This is a genomic window from Pseudomonas sp. R3-57 (genome assembly GCF_051132065.1).
Classification (GTDB): domain Bacteria; phylum Pseudomonadota; class Gammaproteobacteria; order Pseudomonadales; family Pseudomonadaceae; genus Aquipseudomonas.
Genome location: NZ_CP071655.1, coordinates 518,977 through 545,640, shown reverse-complemented (window position 1 = coordinate 545,640; position 26,664 = coordinate 518,977). Strand labels below are relative to the sequence as shown.

At 60.8% G+C, this 26,664-nt stretch carries 19 protein-coding genes; 13 read left to right on the top strand and 6 right to left on the bottom strand.

Going from position 1 to position 26,664, the window contains the following annotated elements; all coding sequences use genetic code 11:
• Window positions 1–286 precede the first annotated feature (286 nt).
• Window positions 287–1,663 (bottom strand): L-serine ammonia-lyase, encoded by a 1,377-nt coding sequence (locus J3P93_RS02490; RefSeq protein ID WP_434594856.1) that lies wholly within the window; start codon window positions 1,661–1,663, stop codon window positions 287–289.
• 436 nt (window positions 1,664–2,099) lie between these two features.
• Here J3P93_RS02490 and J3P93_RS02485 point away from each other — a divergent pair, with 436 nt between their 5' ends.
• From J3P93_RS02485 to choV, 3 genes are all read left to right on the top strand, one after another.
• The gene (locus J3P93_RS02485; RefSeq protein ID WP_203419792.1) at window positions 2,100–3,047 is read left to right on the top strand and encodes a choline ABC transporter substrate-binding protein; all 948 of its coding nucleotides are present in this window, start codon (window positions 2,100–2,102) and stop codon (window positions 3,045–3,047) included.
• Between the two features lie 77 nt (window positions 3,048–3,124).
• A complete protein-coding gene (choW, locus tag J3P93_RS02480; RefSeq protein ID WP_016772805.1) occupies window positions 3,125–3,970 on the top strand; it encodes a choline ABC transporter permease subunit in 846 nt (281 codons plus the stop codon).
• Window positions 3,967–5,145 (top strand): choline ABC transporter ATP-binding protein, encoded by a 1,179-nt coding sequence (gene choV / locus J3P93_RS02475; protein WP_434594852.1) that lies wholly within the window; start codon window positions 3,967–3,969, stop codon window positions 5,143–5,145. The genes choW and choV overlap by 4 nt, the downstream gene beginning before the upstream one ends.
• 288 nt (window positions 5,146–5,433) lie before the next feature.
• Here the strand turns inward: choV and J3P93_RS02470 are convergent, their stop codons facing one another.
• Window positions 5,434–7,374 carry a BCCT family transporter gene (locus J3P93_RS02470; RefSeq protein WP_231990216.1) on the bottom strand — a complete coding sequence of 647 codons (1,941 nt, stop codon included), beginning with the start codon at window positions 7,372–7,374 and terminating at the stop codon, window positions 5,434–5,436.
• Between the two features lie 484 nt (window positions 7,375–7,858).
• Between J3P93_RS02470 and betI the strand changes: the two genes are divergently transcribed.
• From betI to yccS, 9 genes are all read left to right on the top strand, one after another.
• Window positions 7,859–8,479, top strand: a complete 621-nt coding sequence (gene betI, locus J3P93_RS02465; RefSeq protein ID WP_203419794.1) for a transcriptional regulator BetI — start codon at window positions 7,859–7,861, stop codon at window positions 8,477–8,479.
• Window positions 8,480–8,540: 61 nt separating this feature from the next.
• Window positions 8,541–10,013 (top strand): betaine-aldehyde dehydrogenase, encoded by a 1,473-nt coding sequence (betB, locus tag J3P93_RS02460; RefSeq protein WP_206414552.1) that lies wholly within the window; start codon window positions 8,541–8,543, stop codon window positions 10,011–10,013.
• Between the two features lie 144 nt (window positions 10,014–10,157).
• The gene (betA, locus tag J3P93_RS02455) at window positions 10,158–11,861 is read left to right on the top strand and encodes a choline dehydrogenase (RefSeq protein WP_434594848.1); all 1,704 of its coding nucleotides are present in this window, start codon (window positions 10,158–10,160) and stop codon (window positions 11,859–11,861) included.
• A 278-nt stretch (window positions 11,862–12,139) separates the two neighbouring features.
• On the top strand, window positions 12,140–13,582 hold the full coding sequence (locus tag J3P93_RS02450; protein ID WP_434594845.1) for a TldD/PmbA family protein: 1,443 nt from the start codon (window positions 12,140–12,142) through the stop codon (window positions 13,580–13,582).
• Complete coding sequence (locus J3P93_RS02445; protein WP_434594842.1) at window positions 13,582–14,919, top strand: TldD/PmbA family protein; 1,338 nt, start codon at window positions 13,582–13,584, stop codon at window positions 14,917–14,919. Before J3P93_RS02450 ends, J3P93_RS02445 begins: the two co-directional genes overlap by 1 nt.
• Window positions 14,920–15,073: 154 nt before the next feature.
• The gene (gene mdtD, locus J3P93_RS02440) at window positions 15,074–16,501 is read left to right on the top strand and encodes a multidrug transporter subunit MdtD (protein WP_090287025.1); all 1,428 of its coding nucleotides are present in this window, start codon (window positions 15,074–15,076) and stop codon (window positions 16,499–16,501) included.
• Between the two features lie 80 nt (window positions 16,502–16,581).
• Window positions 16,582–17,967, top strand: coding sequence for an ATP-dependent RNA helicase DbpA (gene dbpA / locus J3P93_RS02435; RefSeq protein WP_090287027.1), 1,386 nt, complete (start codon window positions 16,582–16,584; stop codon window positions 17,965–17,967).
• Window positions 17,968–18,173: 206 nt separating this feature from the next.
• Entirely contained in the window at window positions 18,174–19,352 is a 1,179-nt protein-coding gene (locus J3P93_RS02430; protein WP_434594838.1) for an NAD(P)/FAD-dependent oxidoreductase, read from the top strand.
• Window positions 19,353–19,570: 218 nt separating this feature from the next.
• Window positions 19,571–21,763 (top strand): YccS family putative transporter, encoded by a 2,193-nt coding sequence (yccS, locus tag J3P93_RS02425; protein ID WP_434594836.1) that lies wholly within the window; start codon window positions 19,571–19,573, stop codon window positions 21,761–21,763.
• Between the two features lie 111 nt (window positions 21,764–21,874).
• On the opposite strand, the gene J3P93_RS02420 is transcribed toward yccS, so the two are convergent.
• Entirely contained in the window at window positions 21,875–22,612 is a 738-nt protein-coding gene (locus J3P93_RS02420; protein ID WP_434594834.1) for a substrate-binding periplasmic protein, read from the bottom strand.
• A 255-nt stretch (window positions 22,613–22,867) separates the two neighbouring features.
• Here J3P93_RS02420 and J3P93_RS02415 point away from each other — a divergent pair, with 255 nt between their 5' ends.
• Entirely contained in the window at window positions 22,868–23,320 is a 453-nt protein-coding gene (locus tag J3P93_RS02415) for a GNAT family N-acetyltransferase (RefSeq protein ID WP_434594831.1), read from the top strand.
• Between the two features lie 151 nt (window positions 23,321–23,471).
• Here the strand turns inward: J3P93_RS02415 and J3P93_RS02410 are convergent, their stop codons facing one another.
• Genes J3P93_RS02410 through J3P93_RS02400 form a run of 3 tightly spaced genes read right to left on the bottom strand, consistent with a single transcriptional unit; the run spans window position 23,472 to window position 26,453 of the window.
• Window positions 23,472–23,768, bottom strand: a complete 297-nt coding sequence (locus J3P93_RS02410; RefSeq protein WP_434594829.1) for a winged helix-turn-helix domain-containing protein — start codon at window positions 23,766–23,768, stop codon at window positions 23,472–23,474.
• Between the two features lie 21 nt (window positions 23,769–23,789).
• Window positions 23,790–24,284, bottom strand: a complete 495-nt coding sequence (locus J3P93_RS02405) for a M48 metallopeptidase family protein (RefSeq protein ID WP_434594826.1) — start codon at window positions 24,282–24,284, stop codon at window positions 23,790–23,792.
• 45 nt (window positions 24,285–24,329) lie between these two features.
• Window positions 24,330–26,453 carry a putative bifunctional diguanylate cyclase/phosphodiesterase gene (locus J3P93_RS02400; protein WP_434594823.1) on the bottom strand — a complete coding sequence of 708 codons (2,124 nt, stop codon included), beginning with the start codon at window positions 26,451–26,453 and terminating at the stop codon, window positions 24,330–24,332.
• Between the last annotated feature and the right edge of the window lie 211 nt (window positions 26,454–26,664).

Genomic DNA, 26,664 nt, shown 5'->3' with positions numbered 1-26,664 from the left:
TGGGAACTGGCCTGCAGGGGCTTTGCACAGAGTGTCACCGCAAGCACGGGCGATGGACGGTCGGGTAGCGACTCATCGGTCACGACTGACAACCACTCTTATCTGATTGCGACGCGCCAAAAGGTGGCGCAGTTGAAATGTGGTGTTCGTTTGGCGAGCAGTTTTGACTGGTCTGGCCCCATCGCTGGCAAGCCAGCTCCCACAGGGATTCGTGGTGTTAACCAAATAGCATCAACACTGAAGAACCTGTGGGAGCTGGCTTGCCAGCGATAAGGGCAACTCGGTCTCAACACTCAACCGCACTGACCGCCAGGCCACCGCGCGAGGTCTCTTTATATTTGTCATGCATATCCGCGCCGGTATCGCGCATGGTGCGGATCACCCGGTCCAGCGAAATAAAGTGCTGACCATCGCCACGCAAGGCCATCTGCGCGGCGTTGATCGCCTTCACCGCGGCAATCGCATTGCGCTCGATGCACGGCACTTGCACCAGGCCACCCACCGGGTCGCAGGTCAGGCCGAGGTTGTGTTCCAGGCCAATCTCCGCCGCGTTGCATAGCTGCTCCGGCGTCGCGCCAAGAATCTCCGCCAGCCCCGCCGCTGCCATCGCGCAAGCTGAACCGACCTCGCCCTGACAGCCGACTTCGGCGCCGGAGATCGAAGCGTTCTTCTTGCACAAAATTCCCACCGCCGCCGCACCAAGGAAGTAGTCGACGACGTTGGCGTCCGTCACCGCCTCGCTGAATTTCATAAAGTAGTGCAACACCGCCGGGATGATCCCCGCCGCGCCGTTGGTCGGCGCCGTGACCATGCGCCCGCCGGCGGCGTTCTCTTCGTTGACCGCCAGGGCGAACAGATTCACCCATTCCATCGCGCTCAGCGTCGAGCCGATGACATTGGGCTTGTTCAGTTCTTGCAGACTGCGGTGCAACTTCGCCGCACGCCGGCGCACATTCAAGCCGCCGGGCAGAATGCCCTCGTGCTTCAGGCCTTGCTCGACGCAATCCTGCATCGCCCGCCACAGCTTCATCAGCCCGGCGCGGATTTCTTCTTCACTGCGCCAGACCTTTTCGTTGGCCATCATCAGTTCGGCGACGCGCAGGTTGTGCTTCTTGCACAGTTCGAGCAGTTCGACCGCGCTGGAAAAGTCATAAGGCAATTCGGTGCGATCGAGATCGACCACCCCGCTGCTGGCCTGTGCCTCATCAACGACAAAACCGCCGCCGACCGAATAGTAGGTATCGCGATGCAACTCACCGTGATCCCCCTCGGCAACGATAGTCATGGCATTGGGATGGAACGGCAGGTTTTCATCGATCAGGCGCATGTCGCGTGCCCAGACAAACGGCACAGTCAGGCGGCCATCCAATAGAAGCGTGTCGGTTTCACGCAGCGCCTGAATGCGCGGGCCTATCTGCGCTGGGTCAATGGCGTCCGGCCATTCGCTCATCAGGCCCATGATCACCGCGTTATCGCTGCCGTGACCGACGCCGGTGGCCGACAGCGAGCCGAACAGCTGCACCTCGATCCGGCGCACCTGCTCCAGCTGATGCTGGTCGCGCAGCGCCTCGACAAACAGGGCCGCGGCGCGCATCGGCCCCACGGTATGGGAACTGGAAGGGCCGATGCCGATTTTGAACAGGTCGAAAACGCTGATAGCCATTGCTGCAGAGCTCCTGAGAATACCGGTCCGGACGGCAAAAGCGCCCGCTGGCGGAGCTGCTACGCTCAAGCTGCGATCCGCCGAATGCCGGCATCATCGGGCTTTTGTCGGCGCGCACGGCGTCTGACACCGACGCACTCATGTCCAGCAGCGCCGTTACGTTTTCGCCCCGCAAATGCGCCGTTTTTATACAGATCAGAAGGTCATCGAGGGCGGAAAAAAGCTGTAAGCGACGTCACCGACGCTGGAAGCGACCATCCCTGTACTGGATACGACCCTCCCTGTAGGCGTCAGATTTTCACTGGTACATGATCGGGATGACTCGATTGCCAGGCGCTGCGGTAGAGCTGTCTTCAGAACGCCACCCAACCGCAACCCATAAGTGCGGTGGTCCACAGTCGGAACACTGCCAAAAAAAACACCAAGGAGTCCATCCATGAAAGGTTCCCCGTCGTTGTTGTTGGCCGCCATGCTGAGTCTGCCGTTACTGGCGCAAGCCGCAGAACCGGCGCAATGCAGCCTCGTTAACTTCTCCGATGTCGGCTGGACCGACATCACCGCGACCACCGCCACCACTTCCGTTGTCCTCAACGCCCTCGGCTACAAGACCAAAACCACCATGATCTCCGTGCCCGTGACCTACAAGTCGCTGGCCGACGGCAAGAACATGGACGTGTTCCTCGGCAACTGGATGCCGACCATGGAAAACGACATCAAGCCGTATCGCGATGCCGGCACCGTGGACACCGTGCGCACCAACCTCAAGGGCGCCAAGTACACCCTCGCCGTACCGCAAGCCCTGTATGACAAAGGCCTGCACGATTTCGCCGACATCGCCAAATTCAAGAAAGAGCTCGACGGCAAGATCTACGGCATCGAGCCGGGCAACGACGGCAACCGGCTGATCCAGAGCATGATCGACAAGGACGCCTTCGGTTTGAAAACCGCCGGTTTCAAAATGGTCGAGTCATCGGAAGCCGGCATGCTCTCGCAGGTTGATCGTGCGCAGAAGCGCGACACCGCGGTGGTCTTCCTCGGCTGGGCGCCGCACCCGATGAACAAGCGTTTCAAGATTCAATACCTGACCGGCGGCGATGACTTCTTCGGCCCCGACTTTGGTGCCGCCACCGTGGCCACCAACACCCGCAAGGGTTACGCCGAAGAATGCAGCAACGTCGGTCAGTTGCTGAAGAACCTGGAGTTCACCGTCGACATGGAAAGTGAACTGATGGGCAACATCCTCGACGACAAGATGAAGCCTGACGCGGCCGCCAAGGCCTGGCTGAAAAAGAATCCACAGGTGCTCGATACCTGGCTCGCTGGCGTGACCACCATTGACGGAAAACCAGGCCTGGAGGCCGTGAAAGCCAAGCTCGCGCCTTGATCCGAGGGGCATCGCTTATGCCGGGCAGGCGTGCCTGCCCGGGCTGTTAATTTCCTTGCATGCGGACGTTCACTACCATGCTGATTGATCAGAAAATACCTTTAGGCCAGTACATCGCGGGCTTCGTCGAATGGTTGACGCAACACGGCGCCAACACCTTCGACGCAATCGCCGTGACCCTGGAAACGATGATCCACGGCGTGACGTTTGCGCTGACCTGGTTCAACCCACTGGTCTTGATTGGCCTGATTGCAATCATCGCCCATCTGATTCAACGCAAGTGGGGCCTGACCGCGTTCGTGGTCGCCTCGTTCCTGCTGATCCTCAACCTGGGGTACTGGCAGGAAACCATGGAAACCCTTGCCCAGGTGCTGTTCGCCACCCTGGTCTGCGTATTGATCGGCGTGCCGCTGGGCATCGTCGCTGCGCACAAACCGATGTTCTACACCATGATGCGGCCGGTGCTCGATCTGATGCAGACCGTACCGACCTTCGTTTACCTCATTCCTACCCTGACCCTCTTCGGGCTGGGTGTGGTACCGGGCCTGATCTCCACGGTGGTCTTCGCCATCGCCGCGCCGATCCGCCTGACCTACCTGGGCATCCGCGATGTCCCGCAAGAACTGATGGACGCCGGCAAGGCCTTCGGCTGCTCGCGTCGCCAACTGCTCTCACGGATCGAACTGCCCCACGCCATGCCGAGCATCGCCGCCGGCATCACCCAGTGCATCATGCTGTCGCTGTCGATGGTGGTGATCGCGGCACTGGTCGGCGCCGACGGACTCGGCAAACCGGTGGTCAACGCACTGAACACTGCTGATATTGCGCTGGGCTTCGAAGCGGGCCTGGCGATCGTACTGCTGGCGATCATGCTCGACCGTATCTGCAAACAACCCGACGCCAAAGTAGGGGGTGACGCATGAGCATTATTCGCTTCGAAGACGTCGACGTAATCTTCGCCAAGGACCCGCGCGAGGCACTCAAGCTGCTCGATCAGGGCATGACCCGCAACGAGATCCTAAAGAAGACCGGGCAAATCGTCGGCGTGGAAAAAGCCACGCTGGACATCAACAAGGGCGAAATCTGCGTGCTGATGGGCCTGTCGGGCTCGGGCAAGTCGAGCCTGCTGCGCTGCATCAACGGCCTCAACACCGTGAGCCGCGGCAAGCTGTTCGTCGAGCATGAAGACCGCCAGATCGACATCGCCTCGTGCACCCCGGCCGAGCTGAAAATGATGCGCACCAAACGCATCGCCATGGTCTTCCAGAAGTTCGCCCTGATGCCGTGGCTGACGGTGCGCGAAAACATCAGCTTCGGTCTGGAAATGCAGGGTCGACCGGAAAAGGAACGCAAGAAACTGGTCGATGAAAAACTCGAACTGGTCGGCCTGACCCAATGGCGCAACAAGAAACCGGACGAACTTTCCGGCGGCATGCAACAGCGCGTCGGCCTCGCCCGCGCGCTGGCCATGGATGCGGATATTCTGCTGATGGACGAACCGTTCTCGGCCCTCGATCCGCTGATCCGTCAGGGTCTGCAGGATGAATTGCTGGAACTGCAACGCAAGCTGAGCAAGACCATTGTGTTTGTGAGCCACGACCTCGACGAGGCACTCAAATTGGGTAGCCGCATCGCGATCATGAAAGACGGGCGGATCATTCAGTACAGCGTGCCGGAAGAAATCGTCCTCAACCCGGCGGACGACTATGTGCGCACCTTCGTCGCCCACACCAACCCGCTCAACGTGCTCTGCGGCCGCAGCCTGATGCGCACGCTGGACAAGTGCAAACGCATCAACGGCTCGGTGTGCCTCGACCCGGGCGGCGATTCGTGGCTGGACCTGGCCGAAGGCAACACCATCAAAGGCGCGCGGCAGAACGGTTCAGTGCTGAACCTGCAGAACTGGGCACCGGGGCAAGCGGTGGAAGGTCTCGAGCGCAAGCCAACGCTGGTGGACTCCAACATCGGCATGCGCGACGCGCTGCAGATCCGTTATCAGACCGGCAACAAGCTGGTGCTGCATGATGACAATCATGTGGTGGGGATTCTGGGCGACAGCGAGTTGTATCACGCGTTGTTGAGCAAGAATCTGGGGTAATGCGCCAAGTGGGATAAAAAAGGGATCGCGGTGAGCGATCCCTTTTTGTTGGGTCAGCGAAAGCCGCTCACCCTAGCCCTCTCCCAGAGGGAGAGGGGACCGACCGAGTTGGACGGTCAAGCTGCATCAACCTGAAATGATCGTTCCCACGCTCCGCGTGGGAATGCAGCCCGGGACGCTCCGCGTCCCACGACAGCGGACGCAGAGCGTCCATTGATGCATTCCCACGCAGAGCGTGGGAACGATCATGCAAAAGGGGCTCAATAGAGCCCCTTTTGTTATAGCGGTTTAGCTGTACACCCGCCCCAGCAACTGCCGATGACTCTCAAACTGATCCAGCACATCCCGCGTAATCTGCTCCGGCGTAAAGCCCATCAAGTCGTAATCCTGGCTGCCGTTGTGCAGATACACCTCAGCCCGGTAATAACGCTGTCGTGCCTCATCCGATTGCGCTGATTCAGTCGGAGTCGCCAGATAACCCTCCAGGCTCACCTCGTAAACGAACGGATTTCCCTCCTCCATCTCGACCCGCACGCCCATGCAACGCTTGGCCTTGCCCAGCAGCGTCTGCACTTCAATACCCTGATTGCGCAATTGCGCGGCGGCGTCTTCCAGCGCCGGGGTGACGTGCTTGTCCATGAAACGCTGCACCACCGATTGGCTCGGTTGCAGGTCCAGCTGGGTCAGCCGCTCGCTGAAACCGCGGCGCCCACGCTCGGCCAGTTGCGCCTGCTCCTGTTCGATCTGCACGTCTTGGCGCATCGCCTTGTGCAGTCCGAACATGAAGCACACCAGCACCACCGAGAACGGCAAACCAGCCAGCACCACCATGGTCTGCATGGCCTCGAAGTTACCGGCGAACAGCAGGCCGATGGTCACCAGCGTGATCACCACCGACCAGAAAATCCGCAGCCAGTGCGGCGCGTCTTCGTCGACGTTGCCACCCTTGCAGGAAAGATTCGCCATCATCACCGCGCCGGAATCGGCCGGGGTCAGGAACAGCACGAAGCCGACGAAGATCGACACACCGATGACGACTTTCGACGCCGGGTAATGCTCAAGCAATTGATAGATCGCCATCGACGGCTGTTCCAGCGCCGTCTTGCCCAGTTCCACCGCGCCGTGGTTCATCACCAGATCCAGTGCCGAGTTGCCGAAGATCGACAGCCACGCCAGGGTGAAACCCAGCGGAATCAGCAGCACGCCGGCGACCAGTTCACGCACGGTGCGACCACGGGAAATCCGCGCGATGAACATGCCCACGAATGGCGCCCAGGAAATCCACCACGCCCAGTAGAACAGCGTCCATAGGCCCAGCCAGCGATCGGACTTGGCGTTGTCGCCTTCATAGACGTACAGGTCGAACGTCTTCAGCACCACGCCGTTCAGGTAATCACCGATGTTCTGCACGAAGCCGTTGAGCAGGTGCAGGGTCGGGCCGAACAGCAGCACGAAGATCAGCAAGCCGCTGAACAGCACGATGTTAAGGTTGGACAGACGTCGAATGCCGTTTTCCACACCGGACACGGCAGCGATGGTCGCCACGGTGCTCATGACGATGATCACGATCAGCAGGTTGGTGTTGCTGTGTTCCATGCCGAACAGGTTTTCCAGTCCCGACGACACTTGCAGCGAACCAATGCCCAGGTTGGTCACCAGACCCAGCAGCGTCACGAACATGCCGAAGCCGTCCACCGCATGCCCGGCCGCGCCTTTGACCCAGCGCTCGCCAACCAGCGGATACAGCGCCGAACGCAGCGCCAACGGCTGGTTATGCCGATAAGCAAAGTAAGCAACCGCCAGGCCGACCAGTGCGTAGATCGCCCAGCCATGCAGGCCCCAATGCAGGAACGTCAGCTGCACCGCCTGACGCGCCGCCAGATTGCTGGCCGACGTTCCTTCCGGCGGATTGAAGTAGTGATCCAGCGGTTCGGATGCGCCGAAGTACAACAGCGAAATGCCGATACCCGACGAGAACAGCATCCCCGCCCAGGCGCCGTAACTGAAATCCGGGGTGTCGTCCTTGCTGCCCAGTTTGAGTTTGCCGTACGAGGAAAACGCCAGACCGACCACGAACACCAGGTACGCGGCGATCACCACCATGTAGTACCAGCCGAAGCTGCGCGACAACCAGGCCTGAGCGATACCCAACACTCTGCCGGCCTCTTGCGGGGCGATGATCAGAATGGCGGTCAACAACAGAATCAACGCGGTCGAGGTGTAGAACACCCAACCGTTGACCGTCACCTTCTCGGGCGGGGTCTTTATTAGCGAGGCAGAACTCATGGCACAAATGCTCCAGGCAGTGCGAGAGAAGAACACAAGGCATCACGGAACCCGACCAATCGGTTAGTTGGCAGCCGACCGGCGGGTGATATAAAGACACTCCGAAAAAAGCCCGAACCTGCCGAAATGGCGCACTGATCGCTTTCGTGGCCCCGGTGTGCGGACGTTCATCCGAAACCTGGCCCCGAGCGTCTTGCCCTTTCAACACGTCCATCGAATCGCGAACCGCGCCATGCCCCACGCAGGTTTCGAGCCGTTTCAGGTGTCGGTTTTTATCGTCATTACACGTAGGAAAAAGCTGTAGGCAGCGACGAATTGTCGCAGATCTTATTCTTTGTTGATTGAACGTTCAATCAAAACAAAATAGACTGGCCCTCAATCCGATCGGCGTCATTCGCCCCTCGGAAGGCCTAAGGAGATGTGCAAGATGCCCAAGGTCGGTATGCAACCCATCCGCCGTCAACAACTGATCGAAGCCACGTTGCAAGCGGTCGATCAGGTCGGAATGGGGGACGCCAGCATTGCGCTGATCGCCCGTTTGGCCGGTGTCTCGAATGGCATCATCAGTCATTACTTTCAGGACAAGAACGGCCTGATCGCCGCCACGATGCGGTACCTGATGAGCGTCCTCAGCGAGAACGTCACCGCGCGCCGTCAGGCGCTGACAGATGACAGCCCACGGGCGCATCTGCAGGTGATCATCGAAGGCAACTTCGACGCCAGCCAGGTCAATGGCCCGGCAATGAAAACCTGGCTGGCCTTCTGGGCCACCAGCATGCACCAGCCGTCTTTGCACAGGTTGCAGCGGATCAACGATCACCGTCTGTATTCCAACCTGTGCTGCGAGTTCCGCCGGGTGTTGCCGCTCGAAGAAGCGCGCAATGCCGCGCGAGGCCTGGCAGCGTTGATTGACGGCTTGTGGTTGCGCGGCGCGCTGTCGGGAGACGCTTTCGACACGGCGCAGGCGCAACGGATCGCTTACGAATACATGGATTTCCAATTGGCCAAGCAGGCAGGTCAGAGCACACAGAAACCGCTCGACGCCTGAACCCCACCGTAGCGTCATCGCGGTGGCCAAGGCCAACAACCAATGCACTTGCGAGGACACTATGGCCCGTTTCGAACTGCAAAAACTCTACATCGATGGCGCGTACACCGACGCTGGCAGCGATGCCACCTTCGAAGCCATCAACCCGGCGAACGGTGAAGTCCTCGCCCAAGTGCAACGCGCCACCAAGGAAGACGTCGAGCGCGCTGTGGTCAGCGCCGAAAAGGGCCAGAAGATCTGGGCCGCGATGACCGCCATGGAGCGTTCGCGCATCCTGCGTCGCGCAGTCGACATCCTGCGCGAGCGCAACGATGAGCTGGCCGCACTGGAAACCCTGGACACCGGTAAATCCTTCTCCGAAACCAAGTACGTCGACATCGTCACCGGCGCCGACGTGCTGGAATACTACGCAGGCCTGGTGCCCGCCATCGAAGGTGAGCAGATCCCGCTGCGTGACACTTCTTTCGTTTATACCCGTCGCGAGCCACTGGGCGTGGTCGCCGGTATCGGCGCGTGGAACTACCCGATCCAGATCGCCCTGTGGAAATCCGCGCCAGCCCTGGCGGCCGGTAACGCGATGATCTTCAAGCCAAGCGAAGTCACCTCGTTGACCACCCTGAAACTGGCCGAGATCTACACGGAAGCCGGCGTGCCGAACGGCGTGTTCAACGTACTGACCGGCAGCGGCCGTGAAGTCGGCACCTGGCTGACCGAGCACCCGCGTATCGAGAAAATCTCCTTCACCGGCGGCACCGACACTGGCAAGAAAGTCATGGCCAGCGCTTCGGCTTCGTCGCTCAAAGACGTGACCATGGAACTGGGCGGCAAGTCGCCGCTGATCATCTGCGACGACGCTGACCTGGATCGCGCCGCCGACACCGCGATGATGGCCAACTTCTACAGCTCCGGTCAGGTTTGCACCAACGGCACCCGCGTGTTCGTACCGGCGCACCTGAAAGCGGCTTTCGAAGCCAAGATCGTCGAGCGTGTTGCGCGCATCCGCGTCGGCAACCCGGAAGACGAAAACACCAACTTCGGTCCGCTGGTCAGCTTCGCCCACATGGAAAGCGTGCTGGCCTACATCGAAAAAGGTAAAGAACAAGGCGCACGCGTGCTGTGCGGCGGTGGTCGTCTGACCGACGGCGAGTTCGCCAAAGGCGCATTCGTGGCACCAACCGTGTTCACCGATTGCACCGACGACATGACCATCGTTCGCGAAGAAATCTTCGGCCCGGTCATGGCGATCCTCTCCTACGAAACCGAAGAAGAAGTGATCCGCCGCGCCAACGACACCGACTTCGGCCTCGCCGCCGGTATCGTCACCCGCGACCTGAACCGCGCCCACCGCGTGATTCATCAGCTGGAAGCCGGTATCTGCTGGATCAACGCCTGGGGCGAGTCCGACGCGAAAATGCCGGTGGGCGGTTACAAGCAGTCGGGTGTGGGCCGTGAGAACGGGATCAGCTCTCTCAATAACTTCACGCGCATCAAGTCCGTGCAAGTCGAACTGGGTGAGTACGTTTCAGTTTTCTGATGAGCTGATCAGCTGCAAGCGGCAAGTTTCAAGCTGCAAGTAAAAGCAGTTTGGGCTTGCCGCCCTCCCCGATTTCGAAGCCACTGCTCGCTGCTTTTCCTTGCAGCTAGAAGCTAGTGGCTTGTAGCTCCCGCAGGAGAATTTATGACTAAAGAATACGACTACATCATCATAGGCGCCGGTTCTGCAGGTAACACACTTGCGACCCGTCTGACTGAAGACGCAGGCGTCACCGTTCTGCTGCTCGAAGCCGGCGGTCCGGATTACCGTTACGACTTCCGCACGCAAATGCCGGCCGCGTTGGCGTTCCCGCTGCAGGGCCGCCGCTACAACTGGGCCTACGAAACCGATCCAGAGCCACACATGGACGGCCGCCGGATGGAATGCGGTCGCGGCAAAGGCCTCGGTGGTTCGTCGCTGATCAACGGCATGTGCTACATCCGCGGCAACGCCATGGACTACGACGGCTGGGCGAAACTGCCGGGCCTGGAAAACTGGTCGTACCTCGATTGCCTGCCGTACTTCCGCAAGGCGGAAACCCGTGACATCGGCCCGAACGATTACCACGGTGGCGACGGTCCAGTCAGCGTGACCACGCCGAAAGCCGGCAACAACCCGCTGTTCCACGCCATGGTTGAAGCCGGCGTACAGGCCGGTTATCCGCGCACCGAAGACTTGAACGGTTACCAGCAGGAAGGCTTCGGCCCGATGGACCGCACCGTGACGCCCAACGGCCGTCGTGCTTCCACCGCCCGTGGTTATCTCGACGTCGCCAAAAAGCGCTCGACCCTGACCATCGTCACCCACGCGCTGACCGACAAGATTCTGTTTGAAGGCAAGCGTGCAGTCGGCGTGCGTTACTTGATTGGTGATGCTGAAGAGCGCGTGGAGGCCAAGGCGCGCAAGGAAGTCCTGCTGTGCTCCGGCGCCATCGCGTCGCCGCAGATTCTGCAGCGCTCCGGCGTTGGCCCGGCGAAATTGCTGGAAAGCCTCGACATTCCGGTGGTCCACGATCTGCCGGGCGTCGGTGAAAACCTTCAGGATCACCTCGAGCTTTACCTGCAATACGCCTGCACCCAACCGGTCTCCCTGTACCCGTCGCTGCTCTGGTACAACCAGCCGGCCATCGGTGCCGAGTGGCTGTTCAACGGCACCGGTATCGGCGCCAGCAACCAGTTCGAGGCCGGCGGTTTCATCCGTTCGCGTCCGGAATTCGAATGGCCGAACATTCAGTACCACTTCCTGCCGGTAGCGATTAACTACAACGGCAGTAACGGTGTGAAAGAGCACGGTTTCCAGGCGCACATGGGTTCCATGCGTTCGCCGAGCCGTGGCCGCATCCAGGTCAAATCCAAGGATCCGCGCCAGCACCCGAGCATCCTGTTCAACTACATGGCCACCGAGCAGGACTGGCAGGAATTCCGCGACGGCATCCGCCTGACCCGGGAAATCATGCAGCAGCCGGCGCTGGACGCCTTCCGTGGTCGGGAAATCAGCCCGGGCATCGACGTGCAAACCGATGAGCAACTGGACCAGTTCATTCGCGAGCACGCCGAAACCGCGTTCCACCCGTCCTGCTCATGCAAGATGGGCACCGACGAGATGGCCGTGGTCGATGGCGAAGGTCGTGTGCACGGCATGCAGAGCCTGCGCGTGGTCGATGCCTCGATCATGCCGATCATCACCACCGGCAACCTCAACGCACCGACGATCATGATGGCCGAGAAAATCGCCGACAAGATCCGTGGCCGCAAACCGCTGCCGCGCAGCAATGCCGCTTACTACGTGGCGAATGGCGCACCGGTGAAGGGCAAGCCGATGCGTGATATCACCCCCGTTACTCAGTAAGACATGACACCGCGTCACGGCTAATCGCTGGCAAGCCAGCTCCCACAGGGTTTTGCGTCGTTCACACATATTGTGTTCAGCAAAAAACCTGTGGGAGCCTGGCTTGCCAGCGATGAGGCCCTCACAACCAGCACAAATTCCCCTACTGCACAGTAAAACCTCCTACACCCCCTCTTCACTTGATCCTACCCCCACGCAGGCCTACTCTAGACCTCGCGCAACCGTTTCATCCCTCCCCGCCGTCGCTGTGCCGCTTGCCCCTACAAGGAGGTTTCCGAATGTTCGATTTCCACCCCCAGCTCAAGCAGCGCTTCGCTGCCTTGCGCACGGGCGCCGAGTTTTTTTCCCTGCGCTATGTCCGCGAGTCCGGGCAGTACCTGTCGGTGCGCAAGAACGTCGCCGAACCGCCGAGCCTGAGCCGCGATGAGGGGGCGATGCTCACCGTGCGCGTCAACGGTGTCGAAGCCTACGCGGCGACCAACGACCTCTCGCAGCAAGGCCTGCAAACCGCGCTCGAGCGCGCCGAACAGCAAGCCCGCCGGCTCAAGCCGCATGCCTTGCTCGACCTGCGCGATCAGCCGCTGAGCAGCGATCGGGCTGATTATTTTTCGCCCAACCTCGAACAACCCTTTCCGTCGCTGAGCGAATGCTATGAATTGCTCGGCGCGGAATCCGCCTCGGTGCCCAAGGATGAGCGCCTGGTGAATTGGCAAGTGAGCATCGGCATTACCCACGTCGAGCAGATCTACCTGAGCAGCGCCGGCGCCGAATTGCGCCAGGCTCAGCGCTTCGTCTACCCGAGCCTCGACGTCACCGCTTACGACGGCAACGACAGCCAGACCCGCAGCCTCGGCCGCGAGAACTTCGGCCAGCAGGGCGGCGCCGATGTGATCAGCCGTTGCGGCCTGGTCGGCGCCGGCCCGCAAGTCGCCGATCAGGCGCTGCAACTGCTGCTCGCGCCGAACACCCCGCAAGGCCCGCGCGATCTACTGTTGATGCCCGATCAAATGATGCTGCAAATCCACGAATCGATCGGCCACCCGCTGGAACTCGACCGGATCCTCGGCGACGAGCGCAATTACGCCGGCACCAGTTTCGTCAAGACCAGCGACTTCGGCAACCTGCAATACGGCTCCGAACTGCTCAACGTGACATTCGATCCGGGCATTCCCGAAGAGCTCGCCAGCTATGGGCATGACGACGATGGCAGCCAGGCGAGCAAACAATTCCTGATCCGCGATGGCCTGTTGCTGCGCCCCTTGGGCGGGGCGTTGTCGCAATACCGCGCCGGTCTCGACGGCGTCGCCAACAGCCGCGCCTGCAGCTGGAACCGCGCGCCGATCGACCGCATGGCCAACCTCAATATCGAACCGGGCGACCAGCCGCTAAGCCAGCTCATTGAAGGAATCGAACACGGCATTCTGATGAGCACCAACCGTTCGTGGTCGATTGACGATGCGCGCAACAAATTCCAGTTCGGCTGTGAATGGGGCCAGTTGATCGAGAACGGTGAACTTAAAGGCGTGGTGAAAAATCCCAACTACCGGGCCATTTCCGCGCACTTCTGGAAAAGCCTGCGCGCCGTGGGCAACGCCGACACCGTCAAGGTGCTCGGTACGCCGAACTGCGGCAAGGGCGAACCGAACCAGGTGATCCGCGTCGGCCACGCTTCGCCGGCCTGCGTGTTCAGCAATATTGATGTGTTTGGGGGAGACGCCTGATGAGCATTTCGAAGAATCCGTGCGACGCCTTCAAGGTCATGGTCGATTGGCTGCGCGACAGCGTACGCGAGCCGGAACAGTTCACCCTCAGCTACGCCGCCGAAGCCTCGGCGTTCGTGCGCTTCAATCACGCCAGAGTGCGTCAGGCCGGGCAAGTGCAACAGGCCAACGTCATTCTGAAGCTGATCAATGACGGTCGCCACGCCGACTTGCAAGTGACCCTGTCCGGCGATCAGGAAGGCGATCTGCGCAGGCTCGGCGAAGGTCTGCAACAACTGCGCGAAACCCTGCCACTGCTGCCGCAGGACCCGTACCTGCTGCTCAACCACAACGGCTGGCAGAGCGAGAACGTGCAGGAGCATCCGCTGCCGGATACCGAGCAGGTGGTGGATGAAATCTGCGCTGCTGCTGAAGGTCTGGACCTGGTCGGGTTTTACGCCGCCGGGCCGATCAGCCGGGGTTTCGCCAGTTCGTCGGGGGCGTTCGGCTGGCATCAGGCCAACAGCTTCAACTTCGATTTCAGCCTGTTCCACGACAACGGCGAGGCGGTCAAGGCCAGCTACGCCGGGCACGACTGGAGCAGCGAAGGTTTCGCCAAACGCTTCGCTCAGGCGCGCGAGCAGCTTGAGTTTCTCGGTCGACCGTTACGCACGTTGGCACCGGGACAGTACCGCGCCTACCTGGCACCGGCGGCGCTGGAAGAAATCATGGGCATGCTCAGTTGGGGCGGGTTTTCGGCACAGTCGATTGCCAGCAAAAGCAGCCCGCTGCAAAAGCTCTACGTCGGCGATCAGGCATTCAGCCCGCTGGTGTCGCTGGACGAGAAAGTCAGCACTTCGCTGAGTCCGGCGTTTTCCGGTGAAGGTTATCCGCGCAGCGATTTGCGCCTGATCGTCGAGGGCAAGGCTGGCGACCAACTGGTCGGCTCGCGCAGTGCCGCCGAATATGGCCTGGCAGCGAACGGCGCGGGCGGCGGTGAAATGCCCAGTGCGTTGAACATGGCCGCCGGCGACCTGTCGCAGGAACAGATCCTCCAGCAGTTGGGCACCGGGCTGTACATCAGCAACCTGTGGTACCTGAACTACTCGGATCAACCCGCCGCGCGCATGACCGGCATGACCCGTTTCGCGACCTTCTGGGTCGAGAACGGCGAGATCCAGGCACCGGTCAGCACCATGCGTTTCGACGACAGCGCCTACAACCTGCTCGGTTCGCAGCTGGAAGCGTTGACCTCCGAAAGGGAGTTGCTGCTGTCGGCGAGCACTTATAGCCAGCGCAATACCTCGTCATCGCTGCTGCCGGGGGCTTTGGTCAGCCGACTGACCCTGACCCTCTGACACCTCAACACCGCAACACCTGTGGGAGCTGGCTTGCCAGCGATGAGGACATCAGATTCAACATCTGTTTGTCTGGAGATCCGCCATCGCTGGCAAGCCAGCTCCCACACTGACCGCGCTCGACCTTGAATATGCACTGACCACACGAGGTTCCATGCCCAACCGCCCGCCTCTCGACGCCATCACCGCCCGCTGGTTGCCGTGGGTCGTCGCCATTGCTTTTTTCATGCAGTCCCTCGACGGGACCATTCTCAACACCGCCCTGCCGGCAATGGCCCGCGACCTGGCCGAGGACCCGTTGCGCATGCAGGGCGTGATCATTGCCTACATGCTCACCGTGGCCTTGCTGATCCCGGCCTCGGGATGGATCGCCGACCGTTTCGGCACGAAGAAAATCTTCTTCGGCGCGATCCTGCTGTTCAGCTTCGGCTCGCTGCTCTGTGCCTTGTCCAGCAGCCTGAGCATGCTGATCGGCGCACGGGTGATTCAAGGCCTTGGCGGTGCGCTGATGCTCCCGGTCGGGCGGCTGGTGGTGCTGCGCGCCTACCCGCGCTCGGAGCTGGTGCGGATCATGGGCTTCATCACCATTCCCGGATTGCTCGGCCCGTTGATCGGCCCGACCATGGGCGGCTGGATGGTCGAGTACCTGACATGGCACTGGATCTTCCTGATCAACCTGCCGGTCGGGTTGATCGGTTGCTACGCGGTATGGAAGTTCATCCCCGATCTGCGCGGCAGCGAACGCACGCGCTTCGATAGCCTGGGCTTTTTGCTGTTCGGCGCGGCGATGATCCTCATCACCATTGCCATGGAAGGTCTTGGTGAATTGCACCTGCCGCACCTGCGAGTGATGTTGCTGCTGTTCGCTGGCATGGCCTGTCTGGCGGCGTACTGGTTGCGCGCCGGGCACATCGACAATCCCTTGTTCGCACCGTCGCTGTTCAAGACCCGCACCTTTGCCGTCGGCATTCTCGGCAATCTGTTTGCCCGTCTGGGCAGCGGCGCCCTGCCGTTTCTGGTGCCGTTGCTGCTGCAAGTGGCGCTGGGTTATTCACCGTCGCAAGCGGGGATGAGCATGCTGCCGCTGGCCGCGGCGGCGATGGTCGCCAAATGGGTGGCGCGGCCGCTGATCGAACGCCTCGGTTATCGCATCGTCCTGACCGGCAACACCCTGGCGCTGGGGATCATGCTGGCGAGCATGGCGCTGGTCAGCGAGCAGACGCCGTACTGGCTGCTGCTGTGCCTGCTGGCGGTGCTCGGCGCGATCAACTCGTTGCAGTTCACGGCGATGAACACGGTGACGCTGATCGACCTCGATGACGCCAGCGCCAGCAGCGGCAACAGCCTGTTGTCGGTGGTCGCGCAGTTGTCGCTGAGTCTCGGCGTGGCCTGCGCCGGTGCGCTGCTCGGCGGCTTTACCGCGCAGATCGGCAACGACGGCGTGGACACCGTGCTCGGCGCGTTCCAGCTGACCTTCGTCACCGTGGGCGTGATGGCGATGCTCGCGGCGACGATTTTCTCGCAGCTGTCGAAGGAAGACGGGCGCCGGCCCAAACGCCCGGAACAACACATCGAACATTGATCGCTGTTCGTCCAGAACTTTCGAAGAAAGTGGCACGGGGCTGCTACACTGCGCGACATTTTGTTTTGCAGGCCCGTCCCGTGACCACCATCGCCACCGCTTTTAATACTCTGCCCCTGTCCGCCGCCATGCTGGCTAACCTCGAATCGCTCGGTTATGCCCAGATGACGCCGATCCAGGCGCAGAGCTTGCCGGTGATCCTCAAGGGGATGGACCTGATCGCCCAGGCCAAGACCGGCAGTGGCAAGACCGCCGCGTTCGGCATCGGTCTGCTCAACCCGATCAACCCGCGCTACTTCGGTTGCCAGGCACTAGTGATTTGCCCGACCCGTGAGCTGGCTGACCAGGTCGCCAAGGAAGTCCGTCGTCTGGCCCGCGCCGAGGACAACATCAAGGTCCTGACTTTGTGCGGCGGCGTGTCGTTCGGCCCGCAGATCGCTTCGCTGGAGCACGGCGCGCACATCATCGTCGGTACGCCGGGGCGCATTCAGCAGCACCTGCGCAAGGGTTCTCTGGTGCTCGATGGCCTGAACACGCTGATCCTCGACGAAGCCGACCGCATGCTCGACATGGGCTTCTACGACGCCATCGAAGACATCATCGTCAAGACCCCGGAGCGCCGTCAGACCCTGCTGTTCTCGGCCACGTACCCGGTGGGCATAAAGCAACTGGCCTCGAAGTTCATGCGTGACCCGCAAACGGTGAAAGCCGAGGCGTTCCACGATGACACCCAGATCGAGCAGCGCTTCTATGAGATTTCCCCGGAAGATCGCATGAGCGCAGTGACCAAGGTCCTCCATCACTTCCGCCCGGCCTCGTGCGTGGCGTTCTGCTTCACCAAGCAGCAGGTGCAGGAAACCGTCGATCACCTGACCGCCAAAGGCATTTCCGCAGTAGGCCTGCATGGCGATCTGGAACAGCGTGACCGCGATCAGGTGCTGGCGATGTTCGCCAACCGCAGCACCTCGGTGCTGGTTGCCACCGACGTCGCCGCCCGTGGTCTGGACATCGATGCGCTGGACATGGTGATCAACGTCGAGCTGGCCCGCGATTCGGAAATCCACATTCACCGGGTTGGCCGTACCGGTCGTGCGGGCGAAAAAGGCATCGCCATCAGCCTGGTCGCTCCGGGCGAAGCGCACCGCGCGCAAGCCATCGAACAACTGCAGAAATCACCGCTGAACTGGGACCAGATCGATAACCTCAAGTCCCAGGGCCTGGCACCGCTGCAACCGCCGATGACTACCCTGTGCATCGGCGCCGGGCGCAAAGACAAAGTGCGCCCGGGCGACATTCTTGGCGCGCTGACGGGCGAAGCCGGGATTCCCGGTGCGCAGGTGGGCAAGATCGCGATCTTCGATTTTCAGGCCTACGTCGCCGTGGAACGCACCGTGGCCATGCAGGCCTTGCAGCGCTTGAATGACGGCAAGATCAAGGGCCGTTCGCTGCGCGTACGCATTTTGTAATCGATCTTCCATCCAAAGAAGATCCCCTGTGGGAGCGGGCTTGCCCGCGATGACGGACTGACAGACAACATCTTGATCGTTCCCACGCTCCGCGTGGGAATGCATCCTGTGACGCTCCGCGTCACGTCTTGAAAGCGGACGCAGAGCGTCCATGGCGGCATTCCCACGCAGAGCGTGGGAACGATCATTTGTGTGAGGACACCGTTTTGCGCTCTACCGAAGTCGTGATCATTGGCGCTGGCGCCGCTGGGTTGATGTGTGCACTGACCGCCGCCGGGCGCGGGCGTCAGGTGTTGCTGCTCGATCACGCGAACAAGGCCGGCAAGAAAATCCTCATGTCCGGCGGTGGCCGCTGCAATTTCACCAACATGTACACCGAGCCGGGCAATTTCCTTTCGCAGAATCCGCATTTCTGCAAATCCGCACTGGCGCGTTACACCCAGTGGGATTTCATCGGTCTGGTCGGCAAGCACGGCGTGCCGTACCACGAGAAGAAACTCGGTCAGCTGTTCTGCGATAACAAATCCAGCGACATCCTCGGCCTGCTGCTCGATGAATGCGATCAGGCCGGCGTCGAGCTGCGTCTGGACACCTCGATCCAGACCATCGAGAAGCTCGACAGCGGTTACCTGCTCGACACCACGCTCGGTCAGGTCCAATGCCAATCGCTGGTCATCGCCACCGGCGGCCTGTCGATCCCGACGCTGGGCGCCACTGGCTTCGGCTATCAGGTGGCGAAACAGTTCGGCCATGAACTGCTGCCGACCCGCGCCGGGCTGGTGCCGTTCACCATCACCGATCAGCTCAAGGAACTGTGCACCGAGCTGTCCGGCACTTCGGTGGATTGTCTGGTCAGCTGCAACGAGCAGAGCTTTCGCGAAAACATCCTGTTCACTCACCGAGGCCTCAGCGGCCCGGCGATTCTGCAGATTTCCTCGTTCTGGGAATCCGGCGACACGGTGGAGATCAACCTGCTGCCGGATCACGACGCCGCGAGCTGGCTGCAACAGCAAGTGGCCGAACGCCCGAACAGCGAATTGAAAACCCTGCTTGGTGAGATCTTCACCAAGAAAATGGCCAATCTGCTGGCGGACAACTGGTTCGTCTCCAAACCGATGAAGCAGTACACCCACGCCGAACTGGCCGAGATCGCCGACAAGCTGGGCAGCTGGAAAGTCGTGCCGGCAGGCACCGAAGGCTATCGCACGGCCGAGGTGACGCTGGGCGGCGTGGATACCCGCGAGGTCTCGTCGAAAACCATGGAATCGCTGAAAAGCCCCGGCCTCTATTTCATTGGTGAAGTGCTCGACGTCACCGGGCATCTGGGCGGCTTCAACTTTCAATGGGCGTGGGCCTCCGGGTACGCCGCAGCACAGTATGCCTAACGCAAAACCCTGTAGGAGTGAGCCTGCTCGCGATGGCGGTGAATCAGTCGGTGAATGCATTGGCTGACACACCGCTATCGCGAGCAGGCTCACTCCTACAGTTGTTATATGTAATGCAGTAAGGAACACTTTTTGCTGTCAGATGTGCTCGGCGCCATTGCGTCGGCGTCATTACTGGCTCAATTTAGCGGCATCGCCTCGGAAGGCCTTCGCACTTCATGTCCTCGACCTCGTTTCGTCAGTCTTTGCGGCGCCTGTGGGCGCTGGATAAATTCAGCTATAGCGTGCGGGTGTTCATCGCCCTGACCGGCAGCATGGCGCTGTGCTGGTATCAGGATGAAATGGGCCTGCTGATCCCGTTGTTCCTCGGCATCATCGCCAGCGCCCTGGCCGAAACCGACGACAGTTGGCAGGGCCGCCTCAATGCCCTCGCGGTGACGCTGGTGTGTTTCAGCATCGCCGCGTTGTCGGTGGAATTGCTGTTCCCCTACCCGATCATTTTCGCCGTTGCCCTAGCGCTGGCCAGTTTCGGCCTGACCATGCTCGGTGCACTCGGCGAGCGCTATGGGGCGATTGCCTCGGCAACCTTGATTCTTTCCGTGTACACGATGATCGGCGTCGATCAGCGCGGCGGCGCGGTCACCGATTTCTGGCATGAGCCGATGCTGCTGGTCGCCGGTGCAGCGTGGTACGGTTTGCTCTCGGTGCTGTGGCAGGCGCTGTTTTCCAACCAGCCAGTGCAGCAGAGTCTGGCGCGGTTGTTTCGTGAGCTGGGTTTTTATCTGAAACTGAAGTCGTCGTTGTTCGAGCCGATCCGGCAGATGGACGTCGAAGCCCGGCGTCTGGAACTGGCGCAGCAGAATGGCCGCGTGGTCGCCGCGCTCAATACTGCCAAGGAAATCATTTTGCACCGGGTCGGCAACGGTCGCCCCGGGTCGAAGGTCAGCCGTTACCTGAAGCTGTACTTCCTGGCGCAGGATATCCACGAGCGCGCCAGCTCTTCGCACTATCCGTACAACGCCCTCGCCGAGGCGTTTTTTCACAGCGACGTGCTGTTCCGCTGCCAGCGTCTGTTGCGCCAGCAAGGCAAGGCCTGCCGCGCCCTGGCCGAATCGATCCAGATGCGCCAGCCATTCGTTTACGACGCGAGTTTCGCCGAAGCCCTGAGCGACCTGCACGCCTCCCTCGAACACCTGCGCATCCAGAGCAATCCCGCGTGGCGCGGTTTGCTCCGTTCGCTGCGCGCACTGGCGGCCAACCTCGGCACCCTCGACCGTTTGCTCAGCGATGCGAGCAATCCTGATGCCCTGGCCGATGCGACTGACAGCAGCCTGCTCGACCGCTCACCGCGCAATCTCAAAGACGTATGGATTCGCCTGCGTACACAGCTGACGCCGACGTCGTTGCTGTTCCGCCATGCGCTGCGCCTGCCGTTGGCGCTGAGTATCGGTTACGGCATGGTGCACCTGATTCACCCGTCGCAAGGTTACTGGATCATCCTCACCACGCTGTTCGTCTGCCAGCCGAACTACGGCGCGACGCGGCGCAAACTCGGTCAGCGGATCCTCGGCACAGCGATCGGCCTGACGGTGGCGTGGGCGCTGTTCGACCTGTTCCCCAACCCGCTGGTGCAGTCGTGCTTCGCCATCGCGGCCGGGGTGGTGTTCTTTACCAACCGCACCACGCGCTACACCCTGGCGACAGCGGCCATCACCATCATGGTGCTGTTCTGCTTCAATCAGGTCGGCGATGGCTACGGACTGTTCCTGCCGCGCCTGTTCGATACCTTGCTCGGCAGCCTGATCGCCGGGCTGGCGGTGTTCCTGTTCCTGCCGGACTGGCAGGGCCGACGCCTGAACAAAGTGCTGGCCAACACGCTGACCTGCAACAGCATCTATCTGCGCCAGATCATGCAGCAATACGCCGCCGGCAAGAGCGACGACCTCGCCTATCGCCTGGCCCGCCGCAACGCACACAACGCCGACGCGGCGCTGTCGACGACGCTGGCGAACATGCTCATGGAGCCGGGGCATTTCCGTAAGGAAGCGGATGTCGGCTTCCGCTTTCTGGTGCTCTCACACACCCTGCTGAGTTATCTCTCAGGGCTGGGCGCGCATCGCGAGACGCAATTGCCAGCCGATGTGCGTGAACATCTGATCGACGGCGCCGGGGTGAAGCTGGCCGCGAGTATCGACGAAATCGCCCGGGGGCTGGCGAGCAAACAGCCGATTGCAATTCAGAGCGATGAGGAAGAAGCGCTGGCCAATGAGCTGGAGCAGATGGCCGATGAGATTGATGAAGGCCAGCGTCTGGTGCAGACGCAACTGGCGTTGATCTGCCGGCAGTTGGGGCCGTTGCGTACGTTAGCGGCACACCTTATCAAGGACACCTCAGAGATCAGCGGCGACTGACAGGGCGTCATCGCGAGCAGGCTCACTCCTACAGGGGACCGCATTCCAATTGTAGGAGTGAGCTTGCTCGCGATAGCTCCATCAGCCACACAGCAAATCAGCGATCAGTCCTTACATCCCATGCTGACGCAGCAGCTTTTCATAACTGCCATCAGCCTTCATCGCTGCAATCGCCTTGTCGAACCCCGCGATAATCTGTTCATGCTGCGGGTTCTTCAGGCTGACCAGTATGTGCAGGCTGTTCTCGCTCAATGGCTTAGGCAGAAACTCCACAGAGTTACGCACCTTGGCTGACTCGCGCGCCAGGTAATACTTGGCCACGTATTCGTCTTCGAGGGTCAACTTGACCCGATCCGCCGCGAGCATGCGCACACCCATGGCGAAGTTATGCACCGGGACTTTCTGCATCGCCGTGTCGGCATCGAATACCGACGAATAGGCGTAGCCGCGCACCACCGCAATCGGATAGGTGTGCAGTTCCTGCAGATTGCTGTAATCGATCGGCGCGTCTTTGCGCTTGAGGAAGCGAATCCGGTTGGTCAGGTATTCGCCGGAGAATTGCCCGTAGCGGGTGCGATCTTCGTTGTACCAAGCGTTGACCAGCACGTCGTAACGGCCCTCGTCGATGCCGAGCAGGGCGCGCGCCCATGGCACCTGTTCATAACTGCTGGCGTAACCGGCCCGGGCCAGCGCAGTGCTGACGATATCCGTGGCCAGCCCGCCGTTGACCAGCGTGTCATCGGTAAACGGTGGCCAATGATCGAAGACCAGTCGCAGCTTCTGCGCTGTCGCATCCTGGCCCAGCAACAGCAGTCCGATCAAAGCAACGGCTTGAAGCAATCGCGGCATGCTTGTACATCCTCAACGGGCAGCGGCCCGACGCGTCTCACGGCAAAAAACCAAGACCCCTTACCGGCAAAAACCCAGGCACTAACATTAGCTCATTACAGCCAGTGCACGGCGCTCTCCAGCAGATTACACAAAGTCGGCACGACTGCGCGAAAGGAATGATGGCATTTTGACCTTTGTCACAGACGCTTACGCCATAAAGACATCTGTGCCGCGTGCGCTTAGTATCGGGCGACACGAACAAGGAATCGGCAAATGACAATCGAGTGGATCTGCAAACATCACAGCGATCTGGGCAAGGAACAGCTGTACGCGCTTCTGAAACTGCGCTCGGACGTCTTCGTGGTCGAACAGAAGTGCGCCTACCCCGATCTCGACGGCCAGGACCTCGACGGCGACACCCATCACTTGATGGGCTGGGAGAACGACCACCTGGTCGCGTACCTGCGCCTGCTGGATCCGCAGTCTCAGGGCGGTGACGTGGTGATCGGCCGCGTCGTGACCGCACCGGCCGGTCGCGGCAAAGGGCTGGGGCACGCGATGATGGAACAGGCGTTGAAACAGGCCGAGAAGCACTGGCCGCAGGTGCCGATCTATTTGTCGGCGCAGGCGCACCTGCAGAAATATTACGGCCGGTACGGGTTTGTCGTGGCGGGTGAGGAATATCTCGAGGATGACATTCCACATATCGGTATGCGTCGCGCCTGAATTCCCCATCGCTGGCAAGCCAGCTCCCACAAGGAATTGCGTCGTTCATGACTTGTGTGAACACCAGAAAAACCTGTGGGAGCTGGCTTGCCAGCGATGGCGTCAGCCCAATCCACTCAGGACTCAGGACTCAGGACTCAGGACTCAGGACTCAGGGATACTCCAGCACAACCTTGATCTGCCGCAAATTGCGCTCGATCCAGCCACGATCAATCGCCCCCCAATCGCGAATCCGATAGCGCCCGGCGTGATTGCGCGCGCCCTCTTCCTGCTCGAACTCGCAGACGATATCCAGATCCGCCAGCGCCGCGATCGTGTCCTGCGCTGTGCGGCGGGGCATGCCGGTGACTTCGGTCAGTGCCGGCACGCTCGGCGCCAGACCGCTGTCGATCAGGTACGCCACGAACAGGCGGCGGTAGAAACTGCTTTTGGTCTTGCTGACGTCCATCCACATCTTCCTGATAGCTGATCAAGCCTGCATGTCGCGCCAGGTCAGGTAAACGCGCAGATCGAACTCGACCTGGTGATACCCGGGCAGCATGTGCTCGCACAATTTATAAAACGCCTTGTTATGGTCCGACTCCTTGAAGTGCGCCAGTTCGTGCACGACGATCATTTTCAGAAAGTCCGGCGCGGCGTCCTTGAACAACGAGGCGATGCGAATCTCTTTCTTGGCCTTGAGTTTGCCGCCCTGCACCCGCGACACCGTGCTATGCAGGCCGAGCGCGCGGTGGGTGAGGTCGAGGCGGTTGTCGAACAGCACTTTGTCGATTGCCGGCGCGTTGCGCAGGTATTCCTGCTTGAGGTCCAGCGCATAGCTGTACAACGCCTTGTCGCTCTGCACGTCGTGCCGGCCCGAATAGCGTTGATCGAGGTATTCGCCCAGCCGTCCTTCGGCGATCAACTGGCGCACCTGATCCTGCAAACGTTCGGGGTAGGCCTGGAGGTATTTCAACGCAGTCATGAACGGGCAGCACGGTTGGCAAAAAGGTGCGCCAGTGTAGCGAATTCAACCGGCCAGCGCGCCCCAGTCAAACGGCTCGGCGAAGCTGGCCGCGTCCTCGGCGATCAACGGCCGCGCCACCAGGAAACCCTGCACATACTCGCAGCCATGGGCTTGCAGCCACTGGTATTGCTCGACGGTTTCCACCCCTTCGGCGATCACCAGCAAACCGTATTGCTTGCACAGACTGATCACCGTACTGACCAGCGAGGCGTCGCGGGGCGAATCAGGCAAACGATCGATCAAATGGCGATCAAGCTTGAGCGTATCCAGCTCCAGATCGCGCAAATGCGCCAACGAGCACGGCCCGGAACCAAAGTCATCGAGCGCCACGCGCACGCCAAGATTACGCAACAAGCGCAACTGCTTTCGGGTTTCATCGGGGTTCTGCATCAACGCTTCTTCGGTGACCTCGACCTCCAGCTGCCGCGGCTGCAAGGCGTGGCGCTCCATGACCTGACGCAATTCGGTAACCAGATTCGGCAGGCTGAACTGGGTGTTGCTCAAACTGACGCCCAACACCAGATCATCGGCAAACAGGCTTTCCCAGGCTTTGCGCTGCCCGGCGCCGCGATGATAAATCCAGCTACCAAGGCGACTGATCAGCCGCGCCTCTTCCAGCAGTGGCAGAAACAGCCCCGGAGGTACATCGCCTACGCTTGGGTGCTGCCAGCGCAGCAACGCCTCGAAACCGCGAATCTGACCACTGCCAATCGCCACTTGTGGCTGGTAGACCAGATTAAAATCACGGTTTTCGATGGCGGCGCGCACGCTTTCCTCAAGCATCAGCCGCGAACGCGCGCGGCCGTTCATTTCATGATCGTAGAAGCGATATTGCTGACGCCCGGCGCGCTTGGCTTCGTACATCGCAATATCGGAAGCGCGCAGCAAGCCGTCGAGATTCGCCCCGCAGTCGGGGTAAGTAGCAATGCCGATGCTGGCGCCCAGCACGATGTCCAACCCTTCGATCTGCTGACAGATGGATACGCGTTCGATGAGTTTTTCCGCAATCTTCGCCGCCTGTTCCGGAAATTCCAGATCGAGCAGTGCGGTGAATTCGTCGCCGCCCATACGCGCCAGAATGTCGAACGGTCGCAGGCAGGCCTTCAGTTGTTCGGAAACCCAGCGCAGCACCCGGTCGCCGGCATCGTGCCCAAGGGAGTCGTTGACCCGTTTGAAGCCGTCGAGGTCCAGGTACAGCAGCACCCAACTGCTGTCACTGCGCTCGCCGCGCAACAGCAGGTTTTCCACGGTCTGGTAGAAACCGCGACGGTTGAGCAGACCGGTCAGCGGATCAGTCACGGCCTGAAATTCCAGCTGCTGATGCAGATGACGCACCACCGACATGTCGAGCACGGTCACCACCATCGCATGCTGCTCGGTCGGCAACGCCGCGCAGGACAACGCAACCGGCACTTGCTGGCCCGGCGCCGTGCGCAGCAAGGCATCGTGCAGCCGCAAGGTTTCGCCACGTTTATAGCCGGCATAGAACTCGGAATCGGCCCACAGCGCAATGTGCGGTTTCTGCAAATAATCGAGAAATTCCTTGCCCTGCAGTTCCTTCACCGGCGCGTTGAGCAAGCGCGAAATCGCCGGGTTGGCAAAGCGGATCAAACCGTCCTCGCCGAGCACCAGAATGCCCTCGGCCGCGTTGTCCAGCACCGAGGCGTTAAAGGCTCGCGCCACTTCCAGGTCATGACTCAAACGTTGCAATGCGCGGCGGTTGCGCTGGCGTTCCAGCAATGCCTGCACTTTGGGTTTGAGAATTTGCGGGTCAAAGGGTTTGAACAGGTAATCCACCGCGCCACTGGCGTAGCCCTTGATCACGGCGTCCTGGGATTGTTCGTTGGCGGTGAGGAAAATGATCGGCGTCAGCCGTGTGCGCTGGCTGCCGCGCATCAACCGCGCCACTTCAAAACCGTCCATACCGGGCATCTGCACATCCAGCAGCACGAGGTCGACGTCTTGTTCGAGCAGGATATTCAGCGCCTCGAAACCGGAGGAGGCGGTGATCACATGCCAATCCTGACGCTGCAGCAACGCGCGCATGCTGATCAGGTTTTCAGGGTAATCATCAACGATCAAAAGGACAGAGCTGCCTTCACCTGGCTGGGGTTGCGCGCATTCCATGCTGCTTCTCTTTTCGGGACCGTTGCCGGCAAAAACGTAGACGTACTGAGCCTTCACTCTAGACGCGGATCGGTGAAAGCAGAAGCTGTCATCCCGCCATCATCCAGACAATGCTCAACTCAGCCGACTAACGGTCACCGCTACAGCCCCCGAAAACCGGGCGGGATGGCATTTCGACAGGACTTTGACGTCAAGTAACCGCCGGGCGGGC

Coding starts and splice junctions, on each gene's coding strand:
- J3P93_RS02405 (WP_434594826.1), bottom strand. CDS start 24,284: ATGACTGCGTTGAAATACCTCCAGGCCTACCCCGAACGTTTGCAGGAT.
- J3P93_RS02410 (WP_434594829.1), bottom strand. CDS start 23,768: ATGGACGTCAGCAAGACCAAAAGCAGTTTCTACCGCCGCCTGTTCGTG.
- J3P93_RS02420 (WP_434594834.1), bottom strand. CDS start 22,612: ATGCCGCGATTGCTTCAAGCCGTTGCTTTGATCGGACTGCTGTTGCTG.
- betI (WP_203419794.1), top strand. CDS start 7,859: ATGCCCAAGGTCGGTATGCAACCCATCCGCCGTCAACAACTGATCGAA.
- J3P93_RS02400 (WP_434594823.1), bottom strand. CDS start 26,453: ATGGAATGCGCGCAACCCCAGCCAGGTGAAGGCAGCTCTGTCCTTTTG.
- choW (WP_016772805.1), top strand. CDS start 3,125: ATGCTGATTGATCAGAAAATACCTTTAGGCCAGTACATCGCGGGCTTC.
- J3P93_RS02445 (WP_434594842.1), top strand. CDS start 13,582: ATGAGCATTTCGAAGAATCCGTGCGACGCCTTCAAGGTCATGGTCGAT.
- J3P93_RS02415 (WP_434594831.1), top strand. CDS start 22,868: ATGACAATCGAGTGGATCTGCAAACATCACAGCGATCTGGGCAAGGAA.
- choV (WP_434594852.1), top strand. CDS start 3,967: ATGAGCATTATTCGCTTCGAAGACGTCGACGTAATCTTCGCCAAGGAC.
- J3P93_RS02450 (WP_434594845.1), top strand. CDS start 12,140: ATGTTCGATTTCCACCCCCAGCTCAAGCAGCGCTTCGCTGCCTTGCGC.
- yccS (WP_434594836.1), top strand. CDS start 19,571: ATGTCCTCGACCTCGTTTCGTCAGTCTTTGCGGCGCCTGTGGGCGCTG.
- J3P93_RS02490 (WP_434594856.1), bottom strand. CDS start 1,663: ATGGCTATCAGCGTTTTCGACCTGTTCAAAATCGGCATCGGCCCTTCC.
- mdtD (WP_090287025.1), top strand. CDS start 15,074: ATGCCCAACCGCCCGCCTCTCGACGCCATCACCGCCCGCTGGTTGCCG.
- betA (WP_434594848.1), top strand. CDS start 10,158: ATGACTAAAGAATACGACTACATCATCATAGGCGCCGGTTCTGCAGGT.
- J3P93_RS02485 (WP_203419792.1), top strand. CDS start 2,100: ATGAAAGGTTCCCCGTCGTTGTTGTTGGCCGCCATGCTGAGTCTGCCG.
- betB (WP_206414552.1), top strand. CDS start 8,541: ATGGCCCGTTTCGAACTGCAAAAACTCTACATCGATGGCGCGTACACC.